Below are 26,141 nucleotides of genomic sequence, written 5' to 3'. Positions count from 1 at the left end.
TGCGGCTGCAAAAGGAAGGGGCGCCGAAGCGCCCCGTCAGATGGTGATTTGCCGGCAGCATCAGGGCCGCTCGAGGCACATGGCCACGCCCATGCCGCCGCCGATGCAGAGCGTTGCGAGGCCCTTTTTCGCGTCACGCTTCTTCATCTCGTGCAGGAGCGTGGTGAGGATGCGCGCGCCCGAGGCGCCGATCGGGTGGCCGATGGCGATGGCGCCACCGTTCACGTTGACGATTTCCGGATCCCAGCCAAGCTCCTTGGTGACGGCGAGGGCCTGGGCGGCGAAGGCCTCGTTGCTCTCGACGAGATCAAGATCCTTGACCGTCCAGCCCGCCTTCTCCAGCGCCTTGCGGCTGGCGGGGATCGGCCCGGTGCCCATGATCGAGGGGTCGACCCCGGCGGTGGCGTAGCTCGCGATCCGCGCCAGCGGCTCCAGCCCGCGGCGCTCGGCCTCCTCGGCCGACATCAGCAGCAGCGCCGCGGCGCCGTCGTTGATGCCGCTGGCGTTGCCCGCCGTCACCGTGCCGTCCTTGGCGAAGGCCGGGCGCAGCTTCTGCATTGATTCCATGGTTGCGCCGTGGCGGACGTATTCATCCTCATCCACCACGAACTCGCCCTTGCGGGTGTGGATGGTGAACGGCACGATCTCGTCGGCAAAGCGCCCGGACTTCTGCGCCGCCTCGGCCTTTTGCTGGCTGGCCACGGCGAAGGCATCCTGCTCGTCGCGGGTGATCTGGTATTTCTCGGCGACGTTCTCGGCGGTCTGGCCCATGTGGTAGCCGTTGAAGGCATCCCAGAGCCCGTCCTTGATCATCGAGTCGATGAACTTGGTGTCGCCCATCTTGTGACCCGCGCGCAGATGCGCCACGTGGGGGCTGAGGCTCATGTTTTCCTGCCCGCCCGCTAGAACGATTTGGGCGTCGCCAAGCTGGATGTGCTGGGCGCCCAGCGCCACCGCCCGCAGGCCCGAGCCGCAAACCTGGTTGATGCCCCAGGCCGCGCTTTCGATCGGCAGGCCGGCGTTGACGTGGGCCTGACGCGCAGGGTTCTGACCCTGTCCGCCGCTCAGGACCTGGCCGAGGATCGTCTCGCCGATCTCCGCTTTCCCGATCCCGGCACGTTCCACTGCGGCTTCGAGCACCGCCCGGCCGAGATCATGCGCCGGGGTGCTCGCGAACGAGCCGTTGAAACTGCCCACGGGCGTGCGCGCGGCAGAAACGATAACGACGTTGGTCATGTCTTCCTCTCCATGTCTGACCTGCGCGCGGGGCCCCGCACCGCTCCTGTCGCGGTCGGCCTCCCCGACCGGCCGGAACGGTAACGGCTGCAGTCTTCCCCCGCAAGCACGTGGAGCCCATGACTATGCTGCGATGCAGAGCAAATCAACCCGGAGGGCGGGCGCAGGCGCGACCCTCAAGCGCGGCGGCGGTCAGCGCCCTGTTGCCACCACGGCCGCACGGTGGGCGCGCCGAAGAAGTAGCCCTGCAAAAGGTCGCAGCCGGCATTGATGAGGAACTCGGCATCGGCCAGAGATTCGACGCTCTCGGCCACGGTCAGCATGTCGAAGTGCCGCGCCAGCGAAAGCATGGCCTCGACGATCACCTGGTTGTCGGGCGCGCCGGCGATGCCGCGGATGAACGCGCCGTCGATCTTGAGAATGTCGAAGTAGAAATCCTTGAGGTATCGAAAGGCGGTGTAGCCGGCGCCGAAATCGTCAAGCGCGAAGGAGATTCCGCGCGCCTGCATTTCCTGCATGAACACCTGCACCAGTTCCGGCATCACGATGGCGGTGCGCTCGGTGATTTCGAGGATAAGCCGCTCGCCTGCCGTCGGATCGCGCTCGAGCCCGTGGCGCAGCGCCTGCATCCAGCGCGGATAGCCGATCGAGCGCGCCGACATGTTGATCGACAGCCTCAGCGAAGGCTCCTGCTCCAGCGCGCGAAACCCGAGTTCGAGCGCGCGGGTATCGAGCTGGCGACCGATCTCCTGTGTCTCGACCACGCCGATGAAGTCCGCCGCCGGGATGATTCGCCCGGTATGGTCGAGCACGCGGATGAACCCCTCGTAGAACGCCGGCGCCTCGGGATCCGACGCGCGCATGACCGGCTGAAAGGCCAGCATCACCTCGCCCCTGGTCACCGCGCGGCGCACCATCTGAAGGGTATCCTTGTCGCGCCGCGAGATCGCCACCGAGAGCGGGCTGCCAAGCTCTGCGTCTGGATCGGCGGGGTCGAAGACAGGTTCGTCGCGCATGGGCACCTCTTGGCTCTGCCCCGCTTCTATCTCCTTTCCCGCTAACAAGCGGTAAAACTCTAGATTTACGTCTAATTTTCGGCATTCTGGAAACGGCAAGGAGGAAAGCATGGCAGAGAGATGCGGCTGGTGCGGCAACGACCCGCTCTACATCGCCTACCACGATCGGGAATGGGGCGTGCCCGAATACGACGGCCGCGCACTATGGGAAAAGCTCGTGCTTGACGGCTTCCAGGCCGGGCTTTCATGGATCACCGTCTTGCGCAAACGCGAGAACTTTCGCGCCGCCTTCAACGGGTTCGACCCGGCAGACATCGCCACGTGGGGCGAACCCGAGGTGGCACGGCTTCTTGCCGATCCCGGCATCATCCGCCATCGCGGCAAGATCGAGGCCACCATCGGCAACGCCCGCGCCTTTCTCGCGATCGGCGGCGCTGAGGCCTTTTCCGAAAAGATGTGGGCCTACGTCGGCGGTGCGCCGGTGGTGAACCACTTCGCCACGCTCGCCGAGGTGCCCGCTTCAACCCCGCTTTCGGAACAGATCTCGCGCGATCTGCGCAAGGCGGGCTTCCGCTTCGTCGGCCCCACCATCGTCTACGCCTGGATGCAGGCCTGCGGGCTGGTGAACGATCATCTCGTCAGCTGCCCCGCACGCAGGGTGTAGCGCTCAGGAGGAAGGCGCGTCCATCACCGCGGTGATAATCGCCTTCGCCTCGTCGCTCGCCCAGTCCGCCCCGCCGATGAAGCGCGCGACCTCGCGACCCTCGCGGTCGAGAATCATCGTCACCGGCGGCGCCATCACGCCCATCTCGGCCGAGAGCTTGCGGTCCGGATCGAGCAGAACCGGCAGCGCGTCGATCTCGTACTTGCTGATGAACCGGGCAAGGCCGCCGGGGTGATTGTAGCCGTAGGCCACCGGCACCACGGCAAAATCCTCGCCGCCCATCTCCTTTTCCAGCGTGTTGAGGGCCGGCATCTCCTCGCGGCAGGGCGGGCAGGACACCTGCCAGAAATTCAGCAGCACCACCTTGCCCTGCCAGTCGGCCAGGTTGTGCACGGCGCCGTCACGGTCGGTGAAATCCGCGCTGCCGGCAGGTTTCGGCTCGGCATGAACCGCGAGCCGCTTCATCTCGCCCAACTTGAGCGCCTCGAGCGTCGCGGGATCGGCGCTCGCCGCATTTGCACCGAGGATGAGGGCCGCGTATAGCAGGGCGGAACGGAACATTGAGACCTCCCGGGGGCCGGACGACATGAGTGACACCAAATCCGCAAATGCCATGTGGGGCGGGCGCTTCGCCTCCGGTCCCGACGCGATCATGGAAGCAATCAACGCCTCGATCGGGTTCGACAAGCGCCTCGCGCCGCAAGATATCGCGGGCTCGCGCGCCCATGCCGCGATGCTCGCGGCGCAGGGCATCATCACTGATAGCGACGCCGAAGCGATCAGGGAAGGGCTGCTCACGGTACTGTCAGAGATCGAGACCGGCCAGTTCGCTTTTTCCACCGCGCTCGAAGACATCCACATGAACGTCGAGGCCCGGCTGAAGGAGATCATCGGCGAACCCGCCGGGCGGCTGCACACCGCGCGCTCGCGCAATGACCAGGTTGCCACCGACTTCCGGCTCTGGGTGCGCGACCAGGCCGACGCCGCGATCCTCGGGCTCGACGCCCTGATCCGCGCGCTGCTCGACCAGGCCGAGGCGGGCGCCGACTGGGTGATGCCCGGTTTCACCCACCTGCAAACCGCCCAGCCGGTGACCTGGGGCCACCACATGATGGCCTATGTCGAGATGTTCGCGCGCGATCTCTCCCGCTTCCGCGATGCGCGCGTCCGGATGAACGAAAGCCCCCTCGGCGCTGCCGCGCTGGCCGGCACCGGCTTCGACATAGACCGCCAGATGACAGCCGAGGCGCTCGGTTTCGACCGGCCGATGGCCAATTCTCTCGATGCCGTGTCGGACCGGGATTTCGCGCTCGAATTCCTCTCCTCCGCAACGATCTCGGCGGTGCACCTGTCGCGCCTTGCCGAGGAGCTGGTGATCTGGTCGTCGGCGCAGTTCCGCTTCGTCACCCTGTCGGATCGCTTCTCCACCGGCTCCTCGATCATGCCGCAGAAGAAGAACCCCGACGCCGCCGAGTTGATCCGCGCCAAGATCGGCCGCATCCTCGGGGCGACGGTGGCACTGTTCACGGTGATGAAGGGGCTGCCGCTGGCCTATTCCAAGGACATGCAGGAAGACAAGGAACAGGTCTTCGATGCCGCCGACAACTACATGCTGGCGCTCGCAGCGATGACCGGCATGGTGACCGACATGACCGGCAACCGCGACAACCTCGAAGCCGCCGCCGCCTCGGGCTTCTCCACCGCCACCGATCTCGCCGACTGGCTGGTGCGCGAACTGGGGCTGCCGTTCCGCGAGGCACATCACGTCACCGGCGCGCTGGTGGCCATGGCCGAAGAACAGGGGTGCGACCTCGCCGATCTCGCCCTCGCCGATATGCAGGGCGTGCATGCCGGGATCACCGAAGGCGTGTTTTCCGTTCTCACCGTGCAGGCCTCGGTCGCGTCGCGCGTCTCCTACGGCGGCACCGCACCGGCCCAGGTGCGCGCGCAGATCGCCCGCTGGCGCGAAAGGCTCGGCTGATGTCGGGCCTGCGCCTCACCTATCTCGCCCTCGCCATCATCGGCGCGGCCTGGCCGATGCGCCATTTCCTCGCCTATCTCACCTCCGACGGCGGCACGCTCGCGGGCATGGTCGATCTCTGGACGGCCAACCACGCCGTCACCGGCCTTGCGCTCGACCTGATGATCGCCGCCACCGCGCTGATCGTCTGGTGCCTCGCCGAAACCCTCGCGCGCCGCAACTGGGTCGCGCTGGTCACCATCCCGGCCACGTTGCTCGTCGGCGTCTCCTTCGGCCTGCCGCTATACCTCTTCCTGCGCAGCCGGCGGGTCCACTGAACAAGTGGAATTCGACTCTTCCCTACTTTTTAATTTCTACTACTGACTTTCGGTTTGACGGAACGGTCCGCCGCGTGTCACCCTTCTAGAGTGTCGAAGCGGGCCGAGCTGCAATTCTCCCACTTCGATAACGCGGCGGACCACCGCCGGAGCCAGCGCCGAGGAAGGCCACTATATGTAGTGGCTAACCTCGGTGCATCTTCACGTTGAAGTAGGTGGTCCCAAAGATCAACGGACATTTTTCGCGTTTTTCGCTTGACACATATCTCGTCTGGAATCTGCTGCGGGCCGCTTCCCGATTTCGGCATGTTTTTTCAGCGTTTCGCGCCTTTGTATTCGCATTGCATGAACGCGCGCCCGCTGCGGCCGGGGCGAAACCTGCATTGCGCGCGCGCACCGCTGTGCTATGACGCGCCGCGCCCATACGCGAGGTCAGCATGGACCATTTCGATTACCAAGGCGGCATTCTCCACGCCGAAAACGTCGCCATCCCCGAAATCGCGGCGGCCATCGGCACGCCGTTCTACGTCTACTCCGCCGCCACGCTGCGCCGTCACTTTCAGGTTTTTGACGACGCCCTGGCGGGGATGGACCATCTCGTCTGCTACGCGGTGAAGGCGAATTCCAACGTCGCCGTGCTCAAGCTCCTGGGCGACATGGGCGCGGGGATGGACGTGGTTTCGGGCGGCGAATACCTGCGCGCGAAAGCGGCCGGCGTGCCGGGCGAGCGGATCGTGTTTTCCGGCGTCGGCAAGACCCGGGAGGAAATGCGCCTCGCCCTCGAAGGCGGGATCCGCCAGTTCAACCTCGAGAGCGAACCGGAAATGCTGGCGCTTTCCGAGATCGCCACCAGCATCGGCGTCACCGTGCCGGTTACGCTCCGCGTCAACCCCGATGTCGACGCCAAGACCCATGCGAAGATCTCCACCGGCAAGAGCGAGAACAAGTTCGGCATCCCGATCGCCCGCGCCCGCGAGGCCTATGCCGAAACGGCAGCGCAGCCCGGGCTCAAGGTGGTAGGGATCGACGTTCACATCGGCTCGCAGCTTACCGATCTCGCGCCCTACCGCGCCGCCTATGAAAAGGTCGCGGAACTCACCAGGCTCCTGCGCGCCGACGGCCACGAGATCACCCGCCTCGATCTCGGCGGCGGACTCGGCATTCCCTACGAACGCTCCAACGCCGCCCCGCCGCTGCCGATCGACTACGGCCAGGTCGTGCGTGAAACCGTGGGTGATCTCGGCTGCGAGATCGAGATCGAGCCGGGCCGCCTGATCGCCGGCAACGCCGGGCTGATGGTCTCCCGGGTCATCTACGTCAAGCAGGGCGAGGGGCGTAAATTCCTCATCCTCGACTCGGCGATGAACGATCTCGTGCGCCCGTCGATGTACGAAGCGCACCACGATATCGTGCCAGTCGTCGAGCCCGCGCCCGACGCCGCGCACGAGAGCTACGATATCGTCGGGCCGGTCTGCGAAACCGGCGACACCTTCGCGCGCCAGCGCAGCCTGCCCGTCTTCGCGCCCGACGATCTCGTGGCCTTCCGCTCGGCCGGGGCTTACGGCGCGGTGATGGCCTCGGAATACAACTCGCGGCCGCTGATTCCCGAGGTGCTCGTCGATGGCGACCGCTTCTCGCTGATCCGTGCGCGGCCGACCTACGAGGAGATGCTCGCGCGCGATATCGTGCCCGACTGGCTCGCCGACTGATCACATTGCCGCCAATCGCCCGGCCCCGGCCTATGAAGCCGCGCCGGGCGAAGCTATGGTCGGGGCAGCGGCCCCGATCAAGCGGGGCGCGAAGGACTCCCGATGACGCGCAACAACCTGCCCGACGAGATCGCACGGCGGCTTGCCCGCCCGCTCCGTCTCACCCTCGCGGGTCTCTGGGCCGAGCGCATTGCCCGGGCGTTCTGGTCGCTGGCCACCGTCGCGATGACGCTTGCCGCGCTCCTGCTCTCGGGCGGGCTCGCGATCTGGCCCGACTGGATCGGCCAGGGCGGCCTCGTTCTGCTCGCCCTTCTCGGCCTTGCCGCGCTCGTCCATGGCATCCGCAGCTTCCGCCCGCCCACCCGCGCCGAGGCGCTCGCCCGGCTCGACGCCACGCTGCCGGGCGCCCCGATCGCCGCGCTGACCGATACCCAGGCGATCGGCGCCGAGGACCCGGCGAGCGCCGCCGTCTGGGCCGCCCACCGCGCCCGCGAGGCGGCCCGCATTATCGGTCTTCATGCACCCGGGCCGAACCCCGGGCTGCCCCGGCGCGATCCCTTCGCCCTGCGCCTTGCCGCCGCCACAGCACTCGCCGTGGCGCTGATCTTCGGGGCCGGAACCGAGCGGGGCGATCTCGCGGCGCTGATGCCCGGCAGCGCCGAAGCCGCACTTTCGCAGGCCAGCTGGGAGGGCTGGATCGAGCCGCCGTCCTACACCGGCAAGCCCACGCTCTACCTCGCCGACCAATCCCCCGGGCCGCTCGAAGTGCCGATCGGCGCGCGCGTCACCCTCAGGCTTTACGGAAAGATCGCCGAGATCGACATCGCCGAGACCTTCTCGGACGCGGCCCCGCAAGAGCCCACCGCCACCCGCCTGTTCAAGATCGACGGCGACGGCCGGCTCAGCATTGGCAATGACAGCTGGGACATCGTCGCCATCCCCGACGCGACCCCGCGCATCCAGGCCTCCGGTGATCTGACCCGCACGCTCGACGGTGAAATGCGCCTGCCGTTCACGGCGCGCGACGACTACGGCGTTTCCGCCGGGCAGGCCCGCATCGCGCTCGACCTGCCCCGGGTCGACCGCCGCCATGGCCTCGCCCCCCTGCCCGAGCCGCGCAACCCGATCACCGTCGATCTGCCGATGCCTTACCGGGGCGACCGCAGTGAGATCGAGGAACTGCTGGTCGACAACCTCGCCGAGCACCCCTGGGCCGAGCTTGCCGTCACCGTCACTCTCCGCGCCACCGATGCCGCCGGGCAAACCGGCGAAAGCGCCCCCATCGAGATCGTTCTGCCGGGGCGGCGCTTTCTGCACCCGCTCGCGCGCGCCATCGTTGAGCAGCGACGCGATATCCTGTGGACGATCGAGAACGCGCCGCGCGCCGCGCGGATTCTGCGGGCGGTCTCGAACCGGCCCGACGGGCTGTTTGCCAAGGAAACCCAGTATCTACAGCTGCGCGCCGCGGTCTCCGCGCTGGAAGAGGATGACCTGACCGCCGAGGCGCGCGATGAAACCGCCGCCGCGCTCTGGCAGATCGCGGTCGAGATCGAAGACGGCAGCCTCGCCGATGCGCTTGAGCGGTTGCGCCGGGCCCGCGAGCGGCTTTCAGAGGCGATGCGGCAGGGGGCGACCCCTGAGGAACTGGCCGAACTGATGCAGGATTACCGCGACGCGATGCGCGATTACATGCGGGAACTGGCCCAGCGCGACCCCGAGAACCGCGCCGACGAGCCCGACCAGGGCGAGCGCATGGAGATGACGCAGCAGGATTTGCAGGAGCTGATGGACCGGATCGAGGATCTGATGGAGCAGGGCCGCATGGAAGAGGCGCAGGCGTTGCTCGATATGCTCCAGCAGATGATGGAAAACATGGAGATGACCGAGGGCGCGTCCGGTCAGCAGGGCCAGTCGCCCGGCGAAAAGGCGATGGAGGGTCTTGCCGAAACCCTGCGCGACCAGCGCGGCCTGTCGGACGAAGCCTTCCGCAACCTGCAGGAGCAGATGAACCCGGGAGGTGGGCCGGGCGAGGGCGAGAGGCAGGATGGCGGCGCCGGTGAAGGCGAGAGCGACAACGGCGAGAACCGCCCGGGGCCGGGGGAAGAGGGCGAGTCGGGTGACGGCACCGGGCAATCCCTCGCCGACCGCCAGCGCGCCCTGGAAGATGAGCTTTCCCGTCAGAAGAGCAACCTGCCCGGCGCGGGCACCCCCGAAGGCGAAGCCGCCAGAGAGGCGCTCGACCGCGCCGGCCGGGCGATGGATCAGGCCGCCGACGCACTCGAACAAGGCGATACCCCCGGCGCGCTCGACCGACAGGCCGAGGCAATGGAGGAGTTGCGAGAAGGGATGCGCAACCTCGAAGACGCGATGCGGCGCGAGGCCCAGGCGGGGCAGAGCGGCCAGCAGGGCCGCCTCGCGGGCGACCCCTCGGACAGCGACCGCGCCGACCCGCTCGGGCGGCGGCCCGGCGGCGCCGGGGCGTCCGGAACCGACAGCCCGCTGGAAGACCGTGAAGACGTTTACCGCCGCGCGCAGGAATTGATGGACGAATTGCGCCGCCGCGCCGGCGAGGCGGAGCGCCCCGAGATCGAACGCGAATACCTCAGGCGGCTGCTCGACCTGTTCTGAAACATGCCGGTCGCGCGCGACTCTAGGGCTTCACCGCCCGCCGCGGTCAACCATTGCCCGTCATCGCCTCGATCCTGACGATGATCTCCTGCAGGGTCGTATCGAGCCAGGCCCTGGCCACGTTGACGATCTCGACGAAGCCCGACAGCGCCGGTTCAAGCATCGGCATGGTCTCGGCCAGGTTCGGCGCAAGCATGTAAACGGCAAGCAGCAGCGCGGCGAGGAAGATCACGAGGAAGAACCCGCGCCCGAAGCCACCGCTGCGCGCGCCCTCGACGAACATGGCATCGGTGTCACCGTCGATGCCGCGGCCGTCCAGGGTCGAGTTGATTTCCTCGATATCGGGGAAAAGTTCGCGCCGCGGCACGCGCGAGCGCGGCTGTTCCGGTTCCGCCTCCGACTCGACGTCGCCGTCCTCAGCCTCGGCACCGGGCAATTCGTCTTCATCCAGCCCACGCATCCGGGCCATCCGCTCGCGGGCGATCCGGCGGCGCTCTTCCTCTGGCGACGGGCTGCTGTCGAGCCCGAGATCGGGCTGGGTTTCAACACGTTCGGCGGCCCGGCGCGACAATTCGTTCTGCGCTTCTTCCCTCAGGATCGAGCGCACGTCGTCGTCGACTTCGCGGCGAGGCGGCGCTTCGGGTTCGGGCCCGTCCTCCGGCTCATCATCGGCCGGCGGCGCAGCATGTTCCGCAGCGACAGGTTCATCACCCGGTTCACCCGGAGACTCCTCGGGCTCTTCGTCTTCCGCCTCGGGGGCAAGGGTTTCGTCGTGATCGACCGGCGCGGCCTCGTCTTCGGCATCGGGGTGCCCCTGAGGCATCTGGTACCAGGCGTGGCCGCAGGCAGAGCACTGCACGTCACGCCCCGATTCCGGGATCACGCGTTCATCGACTTCGTATTGTGCGCCGCAATTGGGGCAAACCAAACGCATTCTGCCCACGCCCTCTTTCCTGCCCGGCGACCGTGCCAAGCTTCTGCCCCCAGTCCGCTCACAGTATGCGCAGGGAAGCCCGGGAAATCAAACCTTTGCAATCCCGTGATTGCAACAATTCCCCCGGTGGGGCAAAACGGTCGCCAACCAGCGAAGGGGCATCCGGGCGTGATAGAATTCGAGGAAGTCACCTACGGCTACGGCGGCGGACCGCTGCTCGCCGACGTGTCGTTGAAGCTCGCCCCCGGTTCGTTCCACTTTCTCACCGGCCCCTCCGGCGCGGGCAAGACCACGCTTCTGAAGCTGTGTTACGGCGATCTCATCGCCCAGCAGGGCCGCGTTGCCCTGTTCGGGCAGGACGCGCGCCTGCTCAGCCGCGACGACGTGGCATTGATGCGCCGCCGGATCGGCGTGGTGCACCAGGACCAGCGGTTTCTCGATCACCTCTCCGTCGCCGAGAACGTGGCCCTGCCGCTGACCGTATCGGGCCGTAGCGCGACCGAGGCCGATATCCGCGAGCTGATCGGCTGGGTCGGGCTGGAAAACCAGCAATTCGCATACCCGCCTGAACTGTCCGGCGGCGAACGCCAGCGCGCGGCGCTCGCCCGGGCGATCATCATGAGCCCCGAGGTGATCCTTGCCGACGAACCCACCGGCAACGTCGATTGGGAGATGTCGCTGCGGCTGCTCAAGCTGATGGTCGAGCTCAACCGGATGGGCAAGACGATCATGATCGCCACCCACGATCTCAACCTGATCCGCGCCGCCAAGCAGCAGGTGCAGGCCAGGGTTCTGCGCATTGCCAACCACCGGCTGCAGCTCGCGGGGGCCAACCTGTGAGTTCGCGTCTCGCCACCCTGTTCCAGCTTCTCGCCGGCGATGCCCAGGCCGACCGGGTGGTGCCGCCGACCGGGATCACCGCGCGGCTCACCACCTTCGCCGCGGCCGCGATGGCCTTTCTCACCGTTTTCGCGCTCGCGCTCTCGCTCGCCACCGGGCGGCTGGCCGACCGCTGGGGCACGGCGCTGGCGCAGAGTTCGACGATCCGGATTTCCGCGCCCGACGAGCAGATGGACGCGCAGGTGCTGGCGGTGATGGACGTGCTCGCCACCACGCCCGGCATCAGGGATGCCCGCGTGCTCACCGACGACGAGCAGCGTGCCCTGCTGGAGCCGTGGTTCGGCCCCGACCTGCCGCTCGACACGCTGCCGGTGCCGCGGCTGATCGAGGTGCTGGAAACCGAGGAAGGCTATGACCCGGCGGGACTGCGCGCCCGGCTCGCGGGCGAGGCTCCCGGCGCGGTGCTCGACGATCACACCCGCTGGCGCGAGCCGCTGGTGCGCGCCGCCGACCGCCTGCGCGCGCTGGGGCTGATCTCGATCGGGCTGATCGCCGCGACGACTGCAGTGATCATCACCCTCGCCGCCTCCGCGGCCCTCGCCGCCAACGAGCAGGTGATCCGCGTGCTGCGGCTCGTCGGCGCCCGCGATGCCTACATCGCCCGTGCATTCGTGCGCCGCTTCACCCTGCGCGCGCTCACCGGCGCGGCGGCGGGTTCGGGTCTCGGCATGGTCGCGATATGGCTCCTGCCCGATGCCGACCCGACGGGCGGCTTTCTCACCGGGCTCGGCTTTCAGAGGGGCGAATGGCTCCTGCCGGTCCTGATCCCGCCGCTCGCCGCCCTCGTCGCTTTCGTCGCCACCCGCCGGGCCGCACTCGCCACGCTCAAGGAACGCAGCTGATGAAAACCGCCCTGCAACTCGTCCGCTCTCTCGTTTTCATCACCGTGATGTATCTGGGGATGGCCGTGATCGCGCTCGCCTACTTTCCGCTCACGCTGATCGACCGGACCTGGGCCTTCAGCGCAATCCACGCCTACACCCGGTTCGTGCGCTGGGCCGCGCGCGTGATCGTGGGGCTGCGCTCCGAGATCCGCGGAACCCCGCCCGAGGGCGAGGTGATCATCGCCTCCAAGCACCAGAGCTTCTTCGACATCATCCTGATCGTTTCCGCCGTGCCGCGGCCGAAGTTCATCATGAAGCAGGAACTCACCCGCACGCCCTTCGTCGGCTATTATGCCAAGGCCATCGGATGCATCCCGGTGGACCGGGGCAAGCGCGGTGCGGCGGTCAAGCAGATGGTGGCGGACGTGAACGCGAGCCGAAGCGCGCCCGGACAACTCATCATCTTCCCGCAAGGCACCCGCGTCGCCGCCGGTGCGCACAAACCCTACAAGATCGGCGCCGGGGTTCTCTATAAGGAAACCGGCCAGACGGTGATTCCTGCCGCGACCAACGTGGGCGTCTTCTGGAAACGCCACGGGCTGATGCGCTGGCCCGGGCTGGCGGTGGTGGAATTCCTGCCCCCGTTCGAAGACGGGCTTCCGGTGGAAGAATTCATGACCCGGCTGGAAGACCGTATCGAGACCGCGTCGAACCGTCTGATGGCCGAAGCCGGCTTCCGGATCGAGGCCCACCGCGACGCCTGACACGATCAAGGCGCTCTGGGGAGAAGCCTGTCACGGCCGCCCTCGTAAAGGCGAGCGGGGATGCTGCGTTGCGCTCACATGATTCGCAGGGCGTTTACCCGAAACCGGGCCTCATCCCGCGCCGGGCGGCACGGGTTACGGCGCGGCATTACCCGATCAGTTGAAGGGGCGGCGCGCGGTCAGATCCCGCGCGCGAGAATGTAGCCGTTATTGTCGGGGTCATTGTCGTGGTATTCACGCGTCGACACGCCCGGCAGCTTGGCAAAATCGGCCTGCAGGTTTTCGGGGAACATCGTCGAGCGAATCGATTCGAAGCCGGGAAGCTCGCTCAGGATCGCGGTGATCGAATTGGTGCAGAAGGCGTTGGGCACCGGGCCGTTGGCCTTGGCCAGCGCCAGCGCCTGTTCCGCCACGGCGGCCGGCACCGAGATCTCCTGCCGCACCACCCGCCAGCTCTCGCGGGAATGGTAGTCGATGTAGAAGTCGACGGCCGCGTCGGTCATCCCGTGCAGCACATCGTGGCGCTCGGGCAAGCGCGGGTGCTGAAAACTGCCCGCCGGATCGAACAACACGCGTTCGGAGGGGGCGGACACCAGAAGCCCCGAATGCCCGCCGTTGCCGGACTTGACGTTGATAACCGAGAACAGCGTGAGCGTGGGCGCGCCCGAGGAGGAAACGCGCGCGCGGTCCACGGCCTCGTCCGGTGCCCAGACAGGATCGGGCATGGCGCAAGCCGAAAGCCCGAGCAGCGTGATCAGGAGAATGGTAATCCGTCGCATGTTATCGCCCTACCCCGTGATTGAAAAAACCATGTGACGGTCACGCACCCGATTGCGCCCGCGTCAGCATCAGGCGTTGAAGATCGCCAGCAGGACGAGCAGCACGATAATCGTGATCGTCGAGCGGATCGACAGCTTGATGAAACCTTCGAAGGTCTTTTCCTGCACCCGCGTGTCCATCGTGCCATGCTTGTGTTCGGCCATGTTTATCCTCATCGTCTGATGTTATTGTCGTTTCGATCCGAGGATTAGACGATTTGTCGCGGCCTGTCACGGCCTCGCTTGCGCGCGGGGGCGCGGATGTGATCCCCGCGTTTTGCCCTTGCCACGCAGGGCGAACCCGCCTATACGGCCCCCTCAATCCGCGCGGCCGGCCGAAGAGGCATGCCGAGTCGCGTGTCACGGGTAAGCTCGAAGGAGACCGAAATGCCCAAGATGAAGACGAAGTCGAGCTGCAAGAAGCGGTTCAAGGTGACGGCCACGGGCCGCATCGTGCGGGCCCAGGCGGGCAAGCGCCACGGCATGATCAAGCGCACCAACAAGTTCCTGCGCAATGCGCGCGGAACCACGCTGCTTTCCAAGGCTGATGAGCAGATCATCAAGCCGATGATGCCCTATTCGCGCTAAGGAGGCCTGAACCATGCCCCGCACCAAAGGTGGAACCACCACCCACGCCCGCCACAAGAAGGTGATCAAGGCCGCCAAAGGCTATTACGGTCGCCGTTCCAACGCTTTCAAGACGGCAACCCAGGCCGTCGACAAGGCCAACCAGTATGCAACCCGCGACCGCAAGCAGCGCAAGCGCAACTTCCGCGCTTTGTGGATCCAGCGCATCAACGCCGCCGTGCGCTCGCATGACGAGGCGCTGACCTATTCGCGCTTCATCAACGGGCTGTCGCTCGCCGGGATCGAGGTTGACCGCAAGGTGCTCGCCGATCTCGCCGTGAACGAGCCCGACGCGTTTACCGCCATCGTCGACAAGGCGAAGGCCGCGCTCGCGTAAGCTCCCGTTCGGGAACAAGCATTTCAGAAGCCGCGGACCTGCATGGGTCTCGCGGCTTCTTGTCTTTCAGGCTCCGCGTGGTATCGACGGGCCAACCGGAAAAGAGGGATCGGAAATGGACGATCTGAGGCAGAAGTATCTCGAAGCCATCGCAGGCGCCGGCGACGAGGCCGCGCTGGAAGACATCCGCGTTGCCGCCGTGGGCAAGAAGGGCGAAGTGGCGCTCAAGATGCGCGAGCTTGGCAAGATGAGCCCGGAAGAGCGGCAGGTGATGGGGCCGAAGCTCAACGCGCTCAAGGACGAGATCAACGCGGCGCTGGCGGCCAGGAAAGAGGCGCTTGGCGATGCCGCGCTGGATGAACGGCTGAAAACCGAGTGGCTCGACGTGACGCTGCCCGCGCGGCCCCGCCCGGCGGGCACGATCCACCCGGTCAGCCAGGTCACCGAGGAGGTCACCACGATCTTCGCCGACATGGGCTTTTCCGTCGCCGAAGGCCCGCAGATCGAGACCGACTGGCACAATTTCGACGCGCTCAACATCCCGCCGCACCACCCCGCGCGGCAGGAGTTCGACACCTTCTACATGCACCGCGAAGAGGGCGACGAGCGCCCGCCGCACGTGCTGCGCACCCACACCTCGCCGGTGCAGATCCGCGCGATGCTGGCGCAGGGCGCGCCGATCCGCGTGATCGCGCCGGGCCGGGTGTATCGGTCGGACTATGACCAGACCCACACGCCGATGTTCCACCAGATCGAGGGGCTGGCGATCGACCGCGATATCTCGATGGCCAACCTCAAGTGGACGCTGGAAGAATTCTGCCGCGCCTTCTTCGAGGTCGACGAGGTCGAACTGCGCTTCCGCGCCTCGCACTTCCCGTTCACCGAACCGAGCGCGGAGGTCGACCTGCGCTGCTCATGGCAGGACGGCCGCCTGAAGGTGGGCGAGGGCGACGACTGGATGGAAATCCTCGGCTCCGGCATGGTCCACCCCAAGGTGCTGGAAGCCTCCGGCGTGGACCCGAATGAATGGCAGGGCTTCGCCTTCGGCATCGGCATCGACCGTCTGGCGATGCTGAAATACGGCATCCCCGATCTGCGGGCATTCTTCGATAGCGACCTGCGGTGGCTGAGGCACTACGGGTTTTCCGCGCTGGACGTGCCGACGATGCGGGGGGGATTGTCGCGGTGAGTGAAAGCTTTCGGGGGAGACTCAAAGAGGGTTTTAAGGATCTAGCTGGCCTCAATTGGGTCGCAGTTGGGGCTATCGTGGCTCTTGGTACACCGATTATCTTTTTGTTGGAACCGTCCGCACGTGGGACCGGCATCGGTTCAATTGCTGCAATTTTGATCGCATTTGTAGCCTATCCTTGGCAAAAACGGAAAGATAGAGAACTACAGCTTCAATCCGAGGAACGTGCTGCATACAAGGATTTCTTCTCCGTTGCGCACAGCCATATCTTTGCCATCCAAACGAGGGATTTTGAGGCTGCGCGAAAGCTAATCAATGAGAGCAGAGTAAAATATAATAGCCTAACTTTGTATGCCTCTTTAGAGGTCTTAGGTCCCATTCGAGATTTCGTTGATGCGATCCAAGTTTTTGAAATTCGGACCCGGAGTGATGTGGAAAAACAGATTCCGTTCGGTGAATTCTCGCCAGCTAGTTTAGAGGCTATCGAAAAACTGCGGATTCAGGACAAGCGCGCTCTGAAGGCTGCGCGTCATTCCATATCGGATTTGGATCAGAACGATGCATCTCAAGCTGTAGGTTTGATTTACCGACACCTGACCATCGATCTAACACCGCATGATGAGGACGGAGCCCAATGATATTCGCACTCTATTGGCTGAAAGAACACCGCGATAACACCGCCTCCGAGCACCCCCAATGACCGACGACATGGAAGACCTGCAAGTCACCTACCCCGGCGCGGGCACCTTCAAGTTCGGCGACAGCGCCGCGCTCAGCGCCGAGTTGATCGCCCTCGTGCGCTCCGGCAAGAAGCGGGCCACCTGCGCCCCGCTGGCCGAGTTCGAGGCCGAGCCGGAGGCGATGCCCAAGGTCGGCCGCTGCGACATTGCCGCCAACTGGGATGGCACGCCGGCGCTGGTGATCCGCACCGTGCGCCTGCACGAAATCCGCTTTTGCGACGTGCCCGAAGAGCTGGCGCTGGCCGAGGGCGAGGATGAAACGCTCGAAGGCTGGCGCGCCGGACACCAGGCGTTTTTCGAGCGCAACGGCGGGTTTGACCCGGAAATGATGCTGTTGTTCGAGGAATTCGAGCTTGTCGAGGATCTGGCAGACCGCTGAGCGGTGCCGAATGAGGAAACGGACATGAAATTCACACTCTCCTGGCTGAAAGACCATCTCGACACCACGGCAAGCGTGGACGAGATCGCCGAGGCGCTCACCGATCTCGGGCTCGAGGTCGAGGGCATCGAGAACCCGCTGGCAAAGCTTTCCAGTTTCACCCTCGGCAAGGTGAAGAAGGCCGAGAAGCACCCCGACGCCGACCGGCTGCGCGTCTGCGTGGTCGAGACCGACGAGGGCGACAAGCAGATCATCTGCGGCGCGCCGAATGCCCGCGAGGGGATCACCGTGGTCGTCTGCAAGCCCGGTGACTACGTGCCCGGGATCGACGTGACGCTCTCCGTCGGCAAGATCCGCGGTGTGGAATCCCACGGCATGATGGCCTCGGAGCGCGAGCTGGAGCTTTCCGACGAGCACACCGGCATCATCGAGCTGCCCTCGGGCGAGGTGGGCGAGAGCTTCGCCGACTGGATGGCGAAGAACCAGCCCGAGAAGGTCGACCCGGTGATCGAGATCGCGATCACCCCCAACCGCCCCGACGCGCTCGGCGTACGCGGCATCGCCCGCGATCTGGCCGCGCGGGGGCTTGGCACCTTGAAGCCCGAGAAAACCGCCCAGATCGAGGGCAAGTTCCCCTGCCCGATCAAGGTGACCATCGACGACGACACCCGCGAAGGTGGCTGCGAGGTGTTCATGGGCCGGCTCATCAGGGGCGTGAAGAACGGCCCCTCGCCCGCGTGGCTGCAACAGCGCCTGCGCGCCATCGGCCTCAGGCCCATTTCGGCTCTGGTGGATGTGACCAACTTCTTCACCTACGACATGAACCGCCCGCTGCACGTGTTCGACGCCGACAAGGTGCGCGGCAATCTCCGGGTGCACCGCACCAGGGGCGGCGAGACGCTGATCGGCCTCGACGAGAAGGAATACACCTTCCCCGCGGGCGCCGTGGTGATCTCCGACGACCACGAGATCGAGAGCATCGCCGGGATCATGGGTGGCCTGCGCACCGGCTGCACCGAGAAGACGGTGAACGTCTTTCTCGAAGCCGCCGTCTGGGACACGATCCAGATCGCCAAGACCGGGCGGGCGACGAAGATCAACTCCGATGCCCGCTACCGCAACGAGCGCGGCATTGATCCGGAATTCAACGCGCCCGCCATCGAACTGGCGACGCAGATGATCATGGAGCTGTGCGGCGGCGAGCCGTCCGACGTGGTGACGGCGGGCGAGGTGCCCGACGTGAGCCGCGCCTACAAGCTCGATACCGACCGCGTGGTGAGCCTCGTCGGCATGGACATTCCCGCCGGGGAGCAACGCCGCACGCTGGAAGCGCTCGGCTTCCGGCTTGAGGGCGACCTGGCCCATGTGCCCTCGTGGCGCCCCGACGTGATGGGCGAGGCCGATCTCGTCGAGGAGGTGGCCCGGATCGCGTCGCTGACCAAGCTGGTGGGCCGGCCCATGCCGCGCGCCCATGTCGGCGTGCCCAAGGCGGTGCTGACCCCGATCCAGAAGCGCGAGAACATCGCCCGCCGCACCATGGCCGCGCTCGGCTACAACGAGGCGGTGACCTATTCCTTCATCGACAAGGAAAGCGCCGGGCTGTTCGGCGGCGGCGCGGACGTGACGATGCTGGAAAACCCGATCTCGTCGGAGATGAGCCACATGCGGCCCGATCTCCTGCCCGGGCTGCTGCAGGCCGCCGCCCGCAACCAGGCGCGCGGCTTCATGGACCTTGCGCTGTTCGAGGTCGGCCCGGCCTTCGACGGCGGCGAACCGGAGGAAAGCCACCTTCAGGTGGCGGGCCTTCTGGTGGGCGGCACCGCCCCGCGCGATCCCTGGGGGTCGCGCCGGCCGGCGGATGTCTACGATGCCAAGGCCGATGCCGAGGCAGTGCTTTCGGCCATCGGCGCCCCGGCCAAACAGATGATCCTGCGGGATGCGCCGGCATGGTGGCATCCGGGCCGCTCGGGCCGGATCAGCCTCGGGCCGAAGAACATCCTCGCCACCTTCGGTGAATTGCACCCCAAGGTGCTCGACCGCATGGGCGTGAAAGGCCCCGCCGTGGCCTTCACCCTCTGGCCCGAGCGCGTGCCCTTCCCCAAGTCCACCGGGGCGACGAGGCCGGCCCTTGCGGCGTCCACGCTGCAACCGGTCGAGCGCGATTTCGCTTTCGTGGTGGATGCGGGCGTCGAGGCGCTGACGCTGGTGAACGCCGCGCAGGGGGCCGACAAGGCGCTGATCGAGAGCGTGACCGTGTTCGACGAGTTCCACGGCGCGAAGGCCGAGGCGCAGATGGGCGCGGGCAAGAAGTCGCTCGCGATCACCGTGCGGCTGCAACCGCGCGACAAGACCCTGACCGACGCCGAGATCGAAGCGGTGGGTGCGAAGATCGTCGAAAAGGTCGCCAAGGCCACCGGCGGGGCACTGCGCGGCTGACGCGGCGGCCCCCGCGACGATCCGCTGCTGGCGTAACTCCCGCGCCAGTGGCATGATCGCCGCATGTTTTCGAACCGTGATGACGCCGGCGTCAAGCTGGCAGAGGCGCTCGCCGACCTTGACCTGACCGATCCGGTGGTGCTCGCGCTGCCCCGGGGCGGTGTGCCCGTCGCGGTGAAGGTAGCCGAGGGCCTCCGGGCCCCGCTCGACCTTATCCTCGTGCGCAAGCTGGGCAGCCCCGGCAACCCGGAGCTGGCCGCCGGCGCGGTCGTCGACGGCCCGGCGCATCAGGTGGTGTTCAACCCCGAGGTTCTGAATGCGCGTGGGCTCAGCGAAGCCGATTTCGCGCCCGCCATAAGCGAGAAACTCAAAGAAATCGCCGCGCGCCGCCAAATGTGGCTGGCAGGCCGCGCGCCGGTGCCGATCGCCGGGCGCAGCGTGATCGTCGTGGATGACGGCATCGCCACCGGGGCAACGGTGCGCGCCGCGCTGAAAGGGCTCGCGGGCAAGGGGGCGCAGGAGATCATCCTCGCCGTGCCGGTCGCCCCCGCCGACGTGCTCGCCACGCTCTCGCCGCTTTGCACCCGCACGATCTGCCTTGAAACGCCCAGCCCCTTCTACGCCGTCGGCGCGCATTACGCGGTCTTCGACCAGGTGCCCGACAGCGCCGTTGCCGCGATGCTTGAAGGGCGCTGAGCCGGGGAACCGGCGTTCCCTTTGCCCCGAGGTTCTGCAAGAAATCCGCCCGTCACCATGCTAGGATCGTGCGTATCCGCCGTGCTGCGCGGGGAAAGTGGAAGGGGGAACCATGTTCAAGGAATTCAGGAATTTCATCGCCAGGGGCAATGTCATGGACATGGCGGTTGGGATCATCATCGGGGCGGCCTTCACCGCCATCGTCAACTCGCTGGTCTCCGACCTGATCAACCCGATCATCGGGCTGTTCGCGGGCGGGCTCGATTTCAACAACAATTACGCCGTTCTCGCCGGAGAGGTGCCCGCCGGTGCCAGCCTCGAAGCGGCGCGCGAAGCGGGGGCTTCCGTCTTCGCCTATGGCGCCTTCATCATGGCTGTGATCAATTTCCTCATCATCGCCTTCGTGGTGTTCATGCTCGTGCGCTACGTCAACAAGATCAAGGACGTAGCCGTCAAGAAAGAGGAAGTCGCCCCCGCCGCACCGGCCGGTCCGACGGAACTCGATCTTCTGATCGAGATCCGCGACGCGCTCGCCAACAAGTAAGGCCAAAGTGCCACAGTGAAGGGGTGCCTCCAACGGTGCCCCTTTCACTTTGCCCGGTCGTGGCTACCCTGAACTGATGGATACAATGCTCGACAACATGACCGGCCTCGCCTCCGGTTACGCCCCGCTCATCATCAACGCCGCGAAGGCGCTTCTTGTTCTCGTCCTCGGCTGGATCCTTTCCGGCTTCGCGAGCCGAACGGTGAAGCGGCGTTTCACCGCCTCCCCCCGGATCGACGATACCATCGGAAGTTTCGCCGCCTCTATCATTCGGTGGCTGGTTCTCCTGATCACCCTGATCGCGGTGCTGAACCTTTTCGGCATCCAGGCCACCTCGCTCGTCGCGATGCTGGGTGCCGCCACCCTCGCGATCGGCATGGCGCTGCAAGGCACGCTCGCCGATCTCGCGGCGGGCTTCATGATCGTCCTGTTCCGCCCCTACCGGATCGGCCAGTATGTGGAAATCTCCGGCACCTCGGGCACGGTGCTGGATATCAATCTCTTTTTCACCGAACTGGCCACGCCCGACAATGTTCAGATCATCGTTCCCAATGGCAAGGCATGGGGGGCGATCATCACCAACTACTCCCACCACGATACCCGCCGCGTCGATCTCACCTTCGGGATCGGCTACGACGACGATCCGGGTAAGGCGATGGACATCATCCGCAAGATCGCAGCCGCGGATTCGCGCGTGCACGACGACCCCGATCCCTGGCTCCGGGTGACGAACCTCGGCGACAGCGCGGTCGAGATCACCGCCCGGATCTGGGTGGCCGCGCCCGACTATTGGGACGTGAAATTCGAGCTGACCCGGGCGGTCAAGGAAGCCTTCGACGCCGAAGGAATCACCATACCCTACCCGCACCGGGTCATGGTGCAGGCCACGGGCTGAGCGCAGCCCCGGGCGCGCGCCAGAGCACCGCGAAAATGCCGTTTTCCGCGTTGACAGCCGGGCCGCACGGGGCTATCTGCCCCCACGTGTGAATGGCGTGGTAGCTCAGCTGGTTAGAGCACAGCACTCATAATGCTGGGGTCGGCGGTTCAAGTCCGCCCCACGCTACCACACAGGCCCCCCTAGATCGGACCGATGGCTGCGATAGCGCGCTCACCCGCGGCATCCCTTGCCGATGCCGAACGCTCCGGCAGTCCGGGGGTTGCCCCCCGAACTCCCGGACTGGCGCCCGCCTATTTCGTCAACGCCAGCTTCGGCGAAAGCACGTCGATCTCGAGCGCCTCGCCGACGGCGTATTGGGTCAGGTGCCCCGCGTGCACGTTCAGCCCTTCGAGCAGGTATGGGTCGTCCTCGCAGGCCTGCCGCCAGCCCTTGTCGGCAAGCGCGAGCAGGAAGGGCAGCGTGGCGTTGCCCAGCGCCAGCGTCGAGGTGCGGGCGACCGCGCCGGGCATGTTGGCAACGCAGTAATGCATGATCCCGTCGACCTCGTAGATCGGGTCTTCATGGGTGGTGGGGCGCGACGTCTCGAAGCAGCCGCCCTGGTCGATCGCCACATCGACGAGCGCCGCACCGGGTTTCATCGTGGCGAGCATCGCACGGGTCACGATCTTGGGTGCTGCCGCCCCCGGCACCAGCACCGCGCCGATCACCATGTCGGCCCCGGCCACCAGTTCGGCGGTGAGCCCGGCGCTGGCGAAGCCGGTGCGGAACTCGGTGCGAAACGCGTCGTCGAGCTGGCGTAACCGGGCGAGCGACATGTCGAGCACGGTCACCTCCGCGCCCATCCCGGCGGCCACCCGCGCGGCCTGGGTGCCGACGACGCCGCCGCCGATCACCACCACGTTGGCGGGCCGCACACCGGGCACGCCGCCCATCAGAACGCCGCGCCCTCCATTGGCCTTCTGCAGCGTCCAGGCCCCCACCTGCGGCGCCAGCTTGCCGGCGACTTCCGACATCGGCGCCAGCAGCGGCAGGCGCCCGTCGCGGTCGGTGACCGTCTCGTAGGCGATCGCCGTCACCCCGCTTGCCAGCAGATCTTGGGTTTGTGCCGGATCTGGCGCGAGGTGCAGGTAGGTGAACAGGATCTGCCCCTCTCGCAGCATCTTGCGTTCAACCGCCTGCGGTTCCTTCACCTTCACGATCAGGTCGGCCCGGGCAAAAACCTCGCCGGCCGTCGCCACGACCTCGGCCCCGACCGCTCTGTAATCGTCGTCCGGAAAGCCCGATCCGGCCCCTGCGCCGGCCTCGACGATCACCGAATGCCCGTGGGCGATGGCCTCTCCTGCTGCGCGCGGCGTCAGGCCGACACGGTATTCCTGCGGTTTGATTTCTCTCGGGCACCCGATGAGCATGACGTCTTCCTCCTGATAATGATCCAGCTTGAGCGCTTGCGCGCGCAATTGCTTTGAATTCGATGGTCCCGCTGGCTATGCTTATCGGTGAACTCTTCGAAGGTTAAACGGTTTTACGCAAGGATATTCGCAGGATATGGATCTCGACAGCATGGACCGCCGGATTCTGACCGTTCTCCAGAAGAGCGGGCGGATATCGAATGCCGAGCTTTCCGAACAGGTCAACCTCTCACCATCCGCCTGCCACCGGCGGGTGCAACGGCTGGAGAAAGAGGGCTATATCCGCAACTACGTGGCAATGGTCGATCCGCGCCGGATCGGCCTGCCCACAATGGTCTTCGTCGAGATCACGCTTTCCGGCCAGGCCGACGAACTGCTCGAAGCCTTCGAGCGCGAGGTGGCGCGTGTGCCCGAGGTGCTCGAATGTCACCTGATGGCGGGATCGGCCGATTACATCCTCAAGGTCGTCGCCCGCGACACCGACGATTTCGCCCGCATCCACCGGCAAAAACTCGCGCGCCTGCCCGGTGTTCAGGGGATGCAATCCAGCTTCGCCCTGCGCACCGTGTTCAAGACAACCGCGCTTCCGGTCTGACCCGGCCGATCCCGGCTTCTTGGGTCCAAAAAATACCTCGGGGGTCTGGGGGCGGAGCCCCCAGGGCCTTCGTGGCCCGAACGAGATCGCAACCTGTGCGCCGAAGGCGCGCCGCTTACAAACCCTTGATTCCGTTCAGCACCATGTCGGTGGCAAGGCGCGCATATTCCGGCCGGGTCAAGCCCTTGCCCGGGCGATGCCACATGTAGAACCAGTTCAGGATACCGAAGACCGACATCGTCACCGGCTTCAGCTTGTCGGTGCCGGCCAGCGCCGGGGCCTCGCGCACTAGCGCCGCGCTCATGATATCGACAATCTCGCGCTGCAGGGCGATCAGCGGAATCTGCTGCTCGGGCGTCAGCACCGCCAGCGCGTCGAGTTGCAGCTTGTGCTCGGCGTCGGCGTCTTCGTAATCCTCGAGGATGGCGCAAACCAGCGCGCCCAGACCGTCCTCGGGGGAAACCGCCCGCGCCGTCTCGGCGAGGTTCGACAGGTGCGTGCTCAGGATGTCGTCGAGCAGCGCCTCCTTCGAATCGTAGTAATGGTAGATCAGCGCCTTCGACACGCCGCAATGCCGCGCCGCGCCGGTCATCGAGGCGCGGTCGAAGCCGTGGGCGGCGAAATACTCCGCCGCCCCCTTGCGGATCGCTTCCCGTTTCTGGTCGTGGTCGCGCGCGATCCCCCTCGGCATGGCTCAGCCCTTCGGCCGGTTGTCGATGACGCGGACCGCCTTGCCCTCGCTGCGGGCAACGCCACCGGGCTCGGCCACCTTGACCTTCACGGTCACGCCGACGTGGCTCTTCACCAGGCCCTTGAGGGTGTGGCTGACCTTGATCGGGTCGGCCCTTGCGCCCTCGATCAGCTCGACGTGGATGATCATCTCGTCCATCCGGTCGGGCCGCGCCAGCTCGATCTGGAAATGCGGCGCCAGGTCCTCGACGGTGACGAGTTGCTCCTCGATCTGGGTCGGGAAGACGTTCACGCCGCGCAGGATGATCATGTCGTCGGTGCGGCCGGTGATCTTCTCCATCCGCCGCAGCGAGCGCGCGGTGCCGGCCAGCAGCCGGGTGAGATCGCGGGTGCGGTAGCGGATGATCGGAAAGGCTTCCTTGGTGAGCGAGGTGAACACGAGCTCGCCCTGCTCGCCATCCGGGAGCACCTCGCCGGTGGCCGGGTCGATGATCTCGGGGTAGAAGTGATCCTCCCAGATGTGCAGCCCGTCTTTCGTCTCGACGCATTCGCTGGCCACGCCCGGCCCCATCACCTCGGAAAGCCCGTAGATGTCGACGGCGTGCATGTCGAAGGCCTGCTCGATCTCGCCGCGCATCGCGTTCGTCCACGGCTCGGCCCCGAAGATGCCCACCTCGAGCGGCGACTTGCGCGGATCGAGCCCGAGGGAGACGTATTCATCGAGGATCGAGAGCATGTAGGAGGGGGTAACGGTGATGCCCTTGGCGCGGAAATCCTCGATCAGCCGCACTTGCCGCTGGGTCATCCCGCCGGAGACGGGCACTACGGTGAGCCCCATCTTCTCGGCGCCGCCATGCACCCCGAGCCCGCCGGTGAACAGGCCGTAGCCGTAGGCGTTGTGGAGAACGTCGCCGGGGCGCAGTCCGCCAGCGCGCAAGCTGCGGGCGACAACCGTGCCCCAGGTGTCGAGATCCTGCCTGGTATAGCCTACCACGGTGGGCTGGCCGGTGGTGCCGGAAGAGGCATGGATGCGTGCCACCTGCTCGCGCGGCACGGCGAACATGCCGAAGGGGTAATTGTCGCGCAGGTCCTGCTTCACGGTGAAGGGAAACTTCGCAAGGTCTTCGAGCGCATGCAGATCATCGGGGTGCACACCGGCCGCGTCGAACTTTTGCTTGTAGAAGGGCACGTTTTCATAGGCGTGACGAAGCGACCATTTCATCCGTTCGAGCTGCACCGCGGCGATCTCGTCGCGCGAGGCGGTCTCGATGTGTTCCAGCTCTTCCTTGCGGGGGGTAAGATCCTTCATGTCGTTCTCCATGGCCGGCGTTCAGGTGCCGGGCTCCTCGAAATGGGCGCCGTTGATCTGGCGCGAATGACCGCGAAAAATTGCCACCTGCCGCCCGCCATCCCCGGTGACGATCACATCGTAGATGCCCGAGCGCCCGGCCCGGTGCGCCTCGGTGGCGGTTGCGGTGAGCACTTCGCCCACCTTGCCGGGAGCGAGGTAGGTGATCGAGTTGTGCTGGGCGACGACAAGCGTGTTGTAACTGTTGCAGGCGAAGGCGAAGGCGGAATCCGCCAGCGCAAAAATGTAGCCGCCATGGGCGATGCCGTGGCCATTTGCCATGGTGTCGCGCACCATCATCGTCATGACAGAGCGGCCGGGACCGACCTCGACGAGCGTCATCCCCGCCGCCTGGCTGGCGCGGTCGTCGGCCCACATCGCATCGGCCGACCGGCGGGCGCGTTCCTCCGGGGTCATGGCTCCTCCCTGATCTCCTGGCGGGAAGACTGCATAAACCCGACC

The 26,141-nt window shown here is 66.2% G+C and carries 28 protein-coding genes and 1 tRNA gene; 19 read left to right on the top strand and 10 right to left on the bottom strand.

All coding sequences use genetic code 11. The annotated features are described in order from the left end of the window. Positions 1-60: 60 nt before the first annotated feature. Positions 61-1,236, bottom strand: a complete 1,176-nt coding sequence (locus IEW01_RS02550; RefSeq protein WP_188526026.1) for an acetyl-CoA C-acetyltransferase — start codon at positions 1,234-1,236, stop codon at positions 61-63. Between the two features lie 176 nt (positions 1,237-1,412). After that, positions 1,413-2,252 (bottom strand): EAL domain-containing protein, encoded by an 840-nt coding sequence (locus tag IEW01_RS02545; protein ID WP_188526025.1) that lies wholly within the window; start codon positions 2,250-2,252, stop codon positions 1,413-1,415. Positions 2,253-2,361: 109 nt separating this feature from the next. Here IEW01_RS02545 and IEW01_RS02540 point away from each other — a divergent pair, with 109 nt between their 5' ends. Next, positions 2,362-2,916 (top strand): DNA-3-methyladenine glycosylase I, encoded by a 555-nt coding sequence (locus IEW01_RS02540; RefSeq protein WP_188526024.1) that lies wholly within the window; start codon positions 2,362-2,364, stop codon positions 2,914-2,916. A gap of 3 nt (positions 2,917-2,919) precedes the next feature. On the opposite strand, the gene IEW01_RS02535 is transcribed toward IEW01_RS02540, so the two are convergent. Beyond that, the gene (locus IEW01_RS02535) at positions 2,920-3,477 is read right to left on the bottom strand and encodes a TlpA disulfide reductase family protein (RefSeq protein ID WP_188526023.1); all 558 of its coding nucleotides are present in this window, start codon (positions 3,475-3,477) and stop codon (positions 2,920-2,922) included. Positions 3,478-3,502: 25 nt separating this feature from the next. On the opposite strand from IEW01_RS02535, the gene argH reads away from it, so the two are divergent. The 4 genes from argH (at position 3,503) to IEW01_RS02515 (ending at position 9,551) form a co-directional block, all read left to right on the top strand. Next, entirely contained in the window at positions 3,503-4,897 is a 1,395-nt protein-coding gene (argH, locus tag IEW01_RS02530; RefSeq protein ID WP_188526022.1) for an argininosuccinate lyase, read from the top strand. Then, positions 4,897-5,214 carry a DUF2834 domain-containing protein gene (locus IEW01_RS02525; RefSeq protein ID WP_188526021.1) on the top strand — a complete coding sequence of 106 codons (318 nt, stop codon included), beginning with the start codon at positions 4,897-4,899 and terminating at the stop codon, positions 5,212-5,214. Before argH ends, IEW01_RS02525 begins: the two co-directional genes overlap by 1 nt. Before the next feature lie 437 nt (positions 5,215-5,651). Next, on the top strand, positions 5,652-6,923 hold the full coding sequence (gene lysA / locus IEW01_RS02520) for a diaminopimelate decarboxylase (RefSeq protein WP_188526020.1): 1,272 nt from the start codon (positions 5,652-5,654) through the stop codon (positions 6,921-6,923). Positions 6,924-7,025: 102 nt separating this feature from the next. Further along, positions 7,026-9,551 (top strand): TIGR02302 family protein, encoded by a 2,526-nt coding sequence (locus IEW01_RS02515; protein ID WP_188526019.1) that lies wholly within the window; start codon positions 7,026-7,028, stop codon positions 9,549-9,551. Positions 9,552-9,597: 46 nt separating this feature from the next. On the opposite strand, the gene IEW01_RS02510 is transcribed toward IEW01_RS02515, so the two are convergent. After that, positions 9,598-10,485: a zinc-ribbon domain-containing protein gene (locus IEW01_RS02510; RefSeq protein ID WP_188526652.1), complete on the bottom strand. Its 888-nt coding sequence runs from the start codon at positions 10,483-10,485 to the stop codon at positions 9,598-9,600. 168 nt (positions 10,486-10,653) lie between these two features. Between IEW01_RS02510 and IEW01_RS02505 the strand changes: the two genes are divergently transcribed. Genes IEW01_RS02505 through IEW01_RS02495 form a run of 3 tightly spaced genes read left to right on the top strand, consistent with a single transcriptional unit; the run spans position 10,654 to position 12,973 of the window. Beyond that, positions 10,654-11,325 (top strand): cell division ATP-binding protein FtsE, encoded by a 672-nt coding sequence (locus tag IEW01_RS02505; RefSeq protein WP_188526018.1) that lies wholly within the window; start codon positions 10,654-10,656, stop codon positions 11,323-11,325. Continuing rightward, on the top strand, positions 11,322-12,227 hold the full coding sequence (locus IEW01_RS02500; RefSeq protein ID WP_188526017.1) for a cell division protein FtsX: 906 nt from the start codon (positions 11,322-11,324) through the stop codon (positions 12,225-12,227). Before IEW01_RS02505 ends, IEW01_RS02500 begins: the two co-directional genes overlap by 4 nt. Then, positions 12,227-12,973, top strand: coding sequence for a lysophospholipid acyltransferase family protein (locus IEW01_RS02495; protein ID WP_188526016.1), 747 nt, complete (start codon positions 12,227-12,229; stop codon positions 12,971-12,973). The genes IEW01_RS02500 and IEW01_RS02495 overlap by 1 nt, the downstream gene beginning before the upstream one ends. A gap of 179 nt (positions 12,974-13,152) precedes the next feature. On the opposite strand, the gene IEW01_RS02490 is transcribed toward IEW01_RS02495, so the two are convergent. Both IEW01_RS02490 and IEW01_RS02485 read right to left on the bottom strand, forming a co-directional pair. Further along, complete coding sequence (locus IEW01_RS02490; RefSeq protein WP_188526015.1) at positions 13,153-13,752, bottom strand: hypothetical protein; 600 nt, start codon at positions 13,750-13,752, stop codon at positions 13,153-13,155. Between the two features lie 69 nt (positions 13,753-13,821). Beyond that, positions 13,822-13,956, bottom strand: coding sequence for an aa3-type cytochrome c oxidase subunit IV (locus tag IEW01_RS02485; RefSeq protein WP_188526014.1), 135 nt, complete (start codon positions 13,954-13,956; stop codon positions 13,822-13,824). A gap of 222 nt (positions 13,957-14,178) precedes the next feature. Between IEW01_RS02485 and rpmI the strand changes: the two genes are divergently transcribed. The 10 genes from rpmI (at position 14,179) to IEW01_RS02435 (ending at position 21,805) form a co-directional block, all read left to right on the top strand. Beyond that, entirely contained in the window at positions 14,179-14,379 is a 201-nt protein-coding gene (rpmI, locus tag IEW01_RS02480; protein ID WP_085525876.1) for a 50S ribosomal protein L35, read from the top strand. 13 nt (positions 14,380-14,392) lie between these two features. Further along, positions 14,393-14,755 carry a 50S ribosomal protein L20 gene (gene rplT / locus IEW01_RS02475; RefSeq protein WP_188526013.1) on the top strand — a complete coding sequence of 121 codons (363 nt, stop codon included), beginning with the start codon at positions 14,393-14,395 and terminating at the stop codon, positions 14,753-14,755. A gap of 115 nt (positions 14,756-14,870) precedes the next feature. Beyond that, positions 14,871-15,944: a phenylalanine--tRNA ligase subunit alpha gene (pheS, locus tag IEW01_RS02470; protein ID WP_188526012.1), complete on the top strand. Its 1,074-nt coding sequence runs from the start codon at positions 14,871-14,873 to the stop codon at positions 15,942-15,944. Continuing rightward, complete coding sequence (locus IEW01_RS02465; protein WP_188526011.1) at positions 15,941-16,582, top strand: hypothetical protein; 642 nt, start codon at positions 15,941-15,943, stop codon at positions 16,580-16,582. Before pheS ends, IEW01_RS02465 begins: the two co-directional genes overlap by 4 nt. Before the next feature lie 58 nt (positions 16,583-16,640). After that, entirely contained in the window at positions 16,641-17,063 is a 423-nt protein-coding gene (locus tag IEW01_RS02460; RefSeq protein WP_188526010.1) for an ASCH domain-containing protein, read from the top strand. A 24-nt stretch (positions 17,064-17,087) separates the two neighbouring features. After that, the gene (gene pheT, locus IEW01_RS02455) at positions 17,088-19,499 is read left to right on the top strand and encodes a phenylalanine--tRNA ligase subunit beta (RefSeq protein WP_188526009.1); all 2,412 of its coding nucleotides are present in this window, start codon (positions 17,088-17,090) and stop codon (positions 19,497-19,499) included. Positions 19,500-19,562: 63 nt separating this feature from the next. Then, the gene (locus IEW01_RS02450; protein WP_188526008.1) at positions 19,563-20,195 is read left to right on the top strand and encodes a phosphoribosyltransferase; all 633 of its coding nucleotides are present in this window, start codon (positions 19,563-19,565) and stop codon (positions 20,193-20,195) included. A gap of 112 nt (positions 20,196-20,307) precedes the next feature. Next, a complete protein-coding gene (mscL, locus tag IEW01_RS02445; RefSeq protein WP_188526007.1) occupies positions 20,308-20,739 on the top strand; it encodes a large conductance mechanosensitive channel protein MscL in 432 nt (143 codons plus the stop codon). 85 nt (positions 20,740-20,824) lie between these two features. Then, positions 20,825-21,634 carry a mechanosensitive ion channel family protein gene (locus IEW01_RS02440; RefSeq protein WP_438810815.1) on the top strand — a complete coding sequence of 270 codons (810 nt, stop codon included), beginning with the start codon at positions 20,825-20,827 and terminating at the stop codon, positions 21,632-21,634. A gap of 94 nt (positions 21,635-21,728) precedes the next feature. Beyond that, positions 21,729-21,805 (top strand) — tRNA-Met (locus IEW01_RS02435). A 122-nt stretch (positions 21,806-21,927) separates the two neighbouring features. Here the strand turns inward: IEW01_RS02435 and ald are convergent. Further along, on the bottom strand, positions 21,928-23,046 hold the full coding sequence (gene ald, locus IEW01_RS02430) for an alanine dehydrogenase (RefSeq protein WP_188526005.1): 1,119 nt from the start codon (positions 23,044-23,046) through the stop codon (positions 21,928-21,930). Positions 23,047-23,182: 136 nt separating this feature from the next. On the opposite strand from ald, the gene IEW01_RS02425 reads away from it, so the two are divergent. Beyond that, a complete protein-coding gene (locus IEW01_RS02425; protein ID WP_188526004.1) occupies positions 23,183-23,641 on the top strand; it encodes an Lrp/AsnC family transcriptional regulator in 459 nt (152 codons plus the stop codon). Positions 23,642-23,756: 115 nt separating this feature from the next. Here the strand turns inward: IEW01_RS02425 and IEW01_RS02420 are convergent, their stop codons facing one another. The 3 genes from IEW01_RS02420 to paaI are packed head-to-tail and all read right to left on the bottom strand — an operon-like array spanning position 23,757 to position 26,096. Next, positions 23,757-24,332, bottom strand: a complete 576-nt coding sequence (locus tag IEW01_RS02420; protein ID WP_188526003.1) for a TetR/AcrR family transcriptional regulator — start codon at positions 24,330-24,332, stop codon at positions 23,757-23,759. Positions 24,333-24,335: 3 nt separating this feature from the next. Then, positions 24,336-25,640, bottom strand: coding sequence for a phenylacetate--CoA ligase PaaK (gene paaK / locus IEW01_RS02415; RefSeq protein WP_188526002.1), 1,305 nt, complete (start codon positions 25,638-25,640; stop codon positions 24,336-24,338). 21 nt (positions 25,641-25,661) lie between these two features. Further along, entirely contained in the window at positions 25,662-26,096 is a 435-nt protein-coding gene (gene paaI, locus IEW01_RS02410; protein WP_188526001.1) for a hydroxyphenylacetyl-CoA thioesterase PaaI, read from the bottom strand. Positions 26,097-26,141: the final 45 nt, after the last annotated feature.

Origin of the sequence: Sinisalibacter lacisalsi (genome assembly GCF_014640115.1) — a bacterium.
In the GTDB taxonomy this organism is placed as follows: domain Bacteria; phylum Pseudomonadota; class Alphaproteobacteria; order Rhodobacterales; family Rhodobacteraceae; genus Sinisalibacter; species Sinisalibacter lacisalsi.
This window is presented reverse-complemented; position numbering and strand designations above follow the sequence as displayed.

Coding starts and splice junctions, on each gene's coding strand:
- IEW01_RS02550 (WP_188526026.1), bottom strand. CDS start 1,236: ATGACCAACGTCGTTATCGTTTCTGCCGCGCGCACGCCCGTGGGCAGT.
- IEW01_RS02545 (WP_188526025.1), bottom strand. CDS start 2,252: ATGCGCGACGAACCTGTCTTCGACCCCGCCGATCCAGACGCAGAGCTT.
- IEW01_RS02540 (WP_188526024.1), top strand. CDS start 2,362: ATGGCAGAGAGATGCGGCTGGTGCGGCAACGACCCGCTCTACATCGCC.
- IEW01_RS02535 (WP_188526023.1), bottom strand. CDS start 3,477: ATGTTCCGTTCCGCCCTGCTATACGCGGCCCTCATCCTCGGTGCAAAT.
- argH (WP_188526022.1), top strand. CDS start 3,503: ATGAGTGACACCAAATCCGCAAATGCCATGTGGGGCGGGCGCTTCGCC.
- IEW01_RS02525 (WP_188526021.1), top strand. CDS start 4,897: ATGTCGGGCCTGCGCCTCACCTATCTCGCCCTCGCCATCATCGGCGCG.
- lysA (WP_188526020.1), top strand. CDS start 5,652: ATGGACCATTTCGATTACCAAGGCGGCATTCTCCACGCCGAAAACGTC.
- IEW01_RS02515 (WP_188526019.1), top strand. CDS start 7,026: ATGACGCGCAACAACCTGCCCGACGAGATCGCACGGCGGCTTGCCCGC.
- IEW01_RS02510 (WP_188526652.1), bottom strand. CDS start 10,485: ATGCGTTTGGTTTGCCCCAATTGCGGCGCACAATACGAAGTCGATGAA.
- IEW01_RS02495 (WP_188526016.1), top strand. CDS start 12,227: ATGAAAACCGCCCTGCAACTCGTCCGCTCTCTCGTTTTCATCACCGTG.
- IEW01_RS02490 (WP_188526015.1), bottom strand. CDS start 13,752: ATGCGACGGATTACCATTCTCCTGATCACGCTGCTCGGGCTTTCGGCT.
- IEW01_RS02485 (WP_188526014.1), bottom strand. CDS start 13,956: ATGGCCGAACACAAGCATGGCACGATGGACACGCGGGTGCAGGAAAAG.
- rpmI (WP_085525876.1), top strand. CDS start 14,179: ATGCCCAAGATGAAGACGAAGTCGAGCTGCAAGAAGCGGTTCAAGGTG.
- rplT (WP_188526013.1), top strand. CDS start 14,393: ATGCCCCGCACCAAAGGTGGAACCACCACCCACGCCCGCCACAAGAAG.
- pheS (WP_188526012.1), top strand. CDS start 14,871: ATGGACGATCTGAGGCAGAAGTATCTCGAAGCCATCGCAGGCGCCGGC.
- IEW01_RS02460 (WP_188526010.1), top strand. CDS start 16,641: ATGACCGACGACATGGAAGACCTGCAAGTCACCTACCCCGGCGCGGGC.
- pheT (WP_188526009.1), top strand. CDS start 17,088: ATGAAATTCACACTCTCCTGGCTGAAAGACCATCTCGACACCACGGCA.
- IEW01_RS02450 (WP_188526008.1), top strand. CDS start 19,563: ATGTTTTCGAACCGTGATGACGCCGGCGTCAAGCTGGCAGAGGCGCTC.
- mscL (WP_188526007.1), top strand. CDS start 20,308: ATGTTCAAGGAATTCAGGAATTTCATCGCCAGGGGCAATGTCATGGAC.
- IEW01_RS02440 (WP_438810815.1), top strand. CDS start 20,825: ATGCTCGACAACATGACCGGCCTCGCCTCCGGTTACGCCCCGCTCATC.
- ald (WP_188526005.1), bottom strand. CDS start 23,046: ATGCTCATCGGGTGCCCGAGAGAAATCAAACCGCAGGAATACCGTGTC.
- IEW01_RS02425 (WP_188526004.1), top strand. CDS start 23,183: ATGGATCTCGACAGCATGGACCGCCGGATTCTGACCGTTCTCCAGAAG.
- IEW01_RS02420 (WP_188526003.1), bottom strand. CDS start 24,332: ATGCCGAGGGGGATCGCGCGCGACCACGACCAGAAACGGGAAGCGATC.
- paaK (WP_188526002.1), bottom strand. CDS start 25,640: ATGAAGGATCTTACCCCCCGCAAGGAAGAGCTGGAACACATCGAGACC.
- paaI (WP_188526001.1), bottom strand. CDS start 26,096: ATGACCCCGGAGGAACGCGCCCGCCGGTCGGCCGATGCGATGTGGGCC.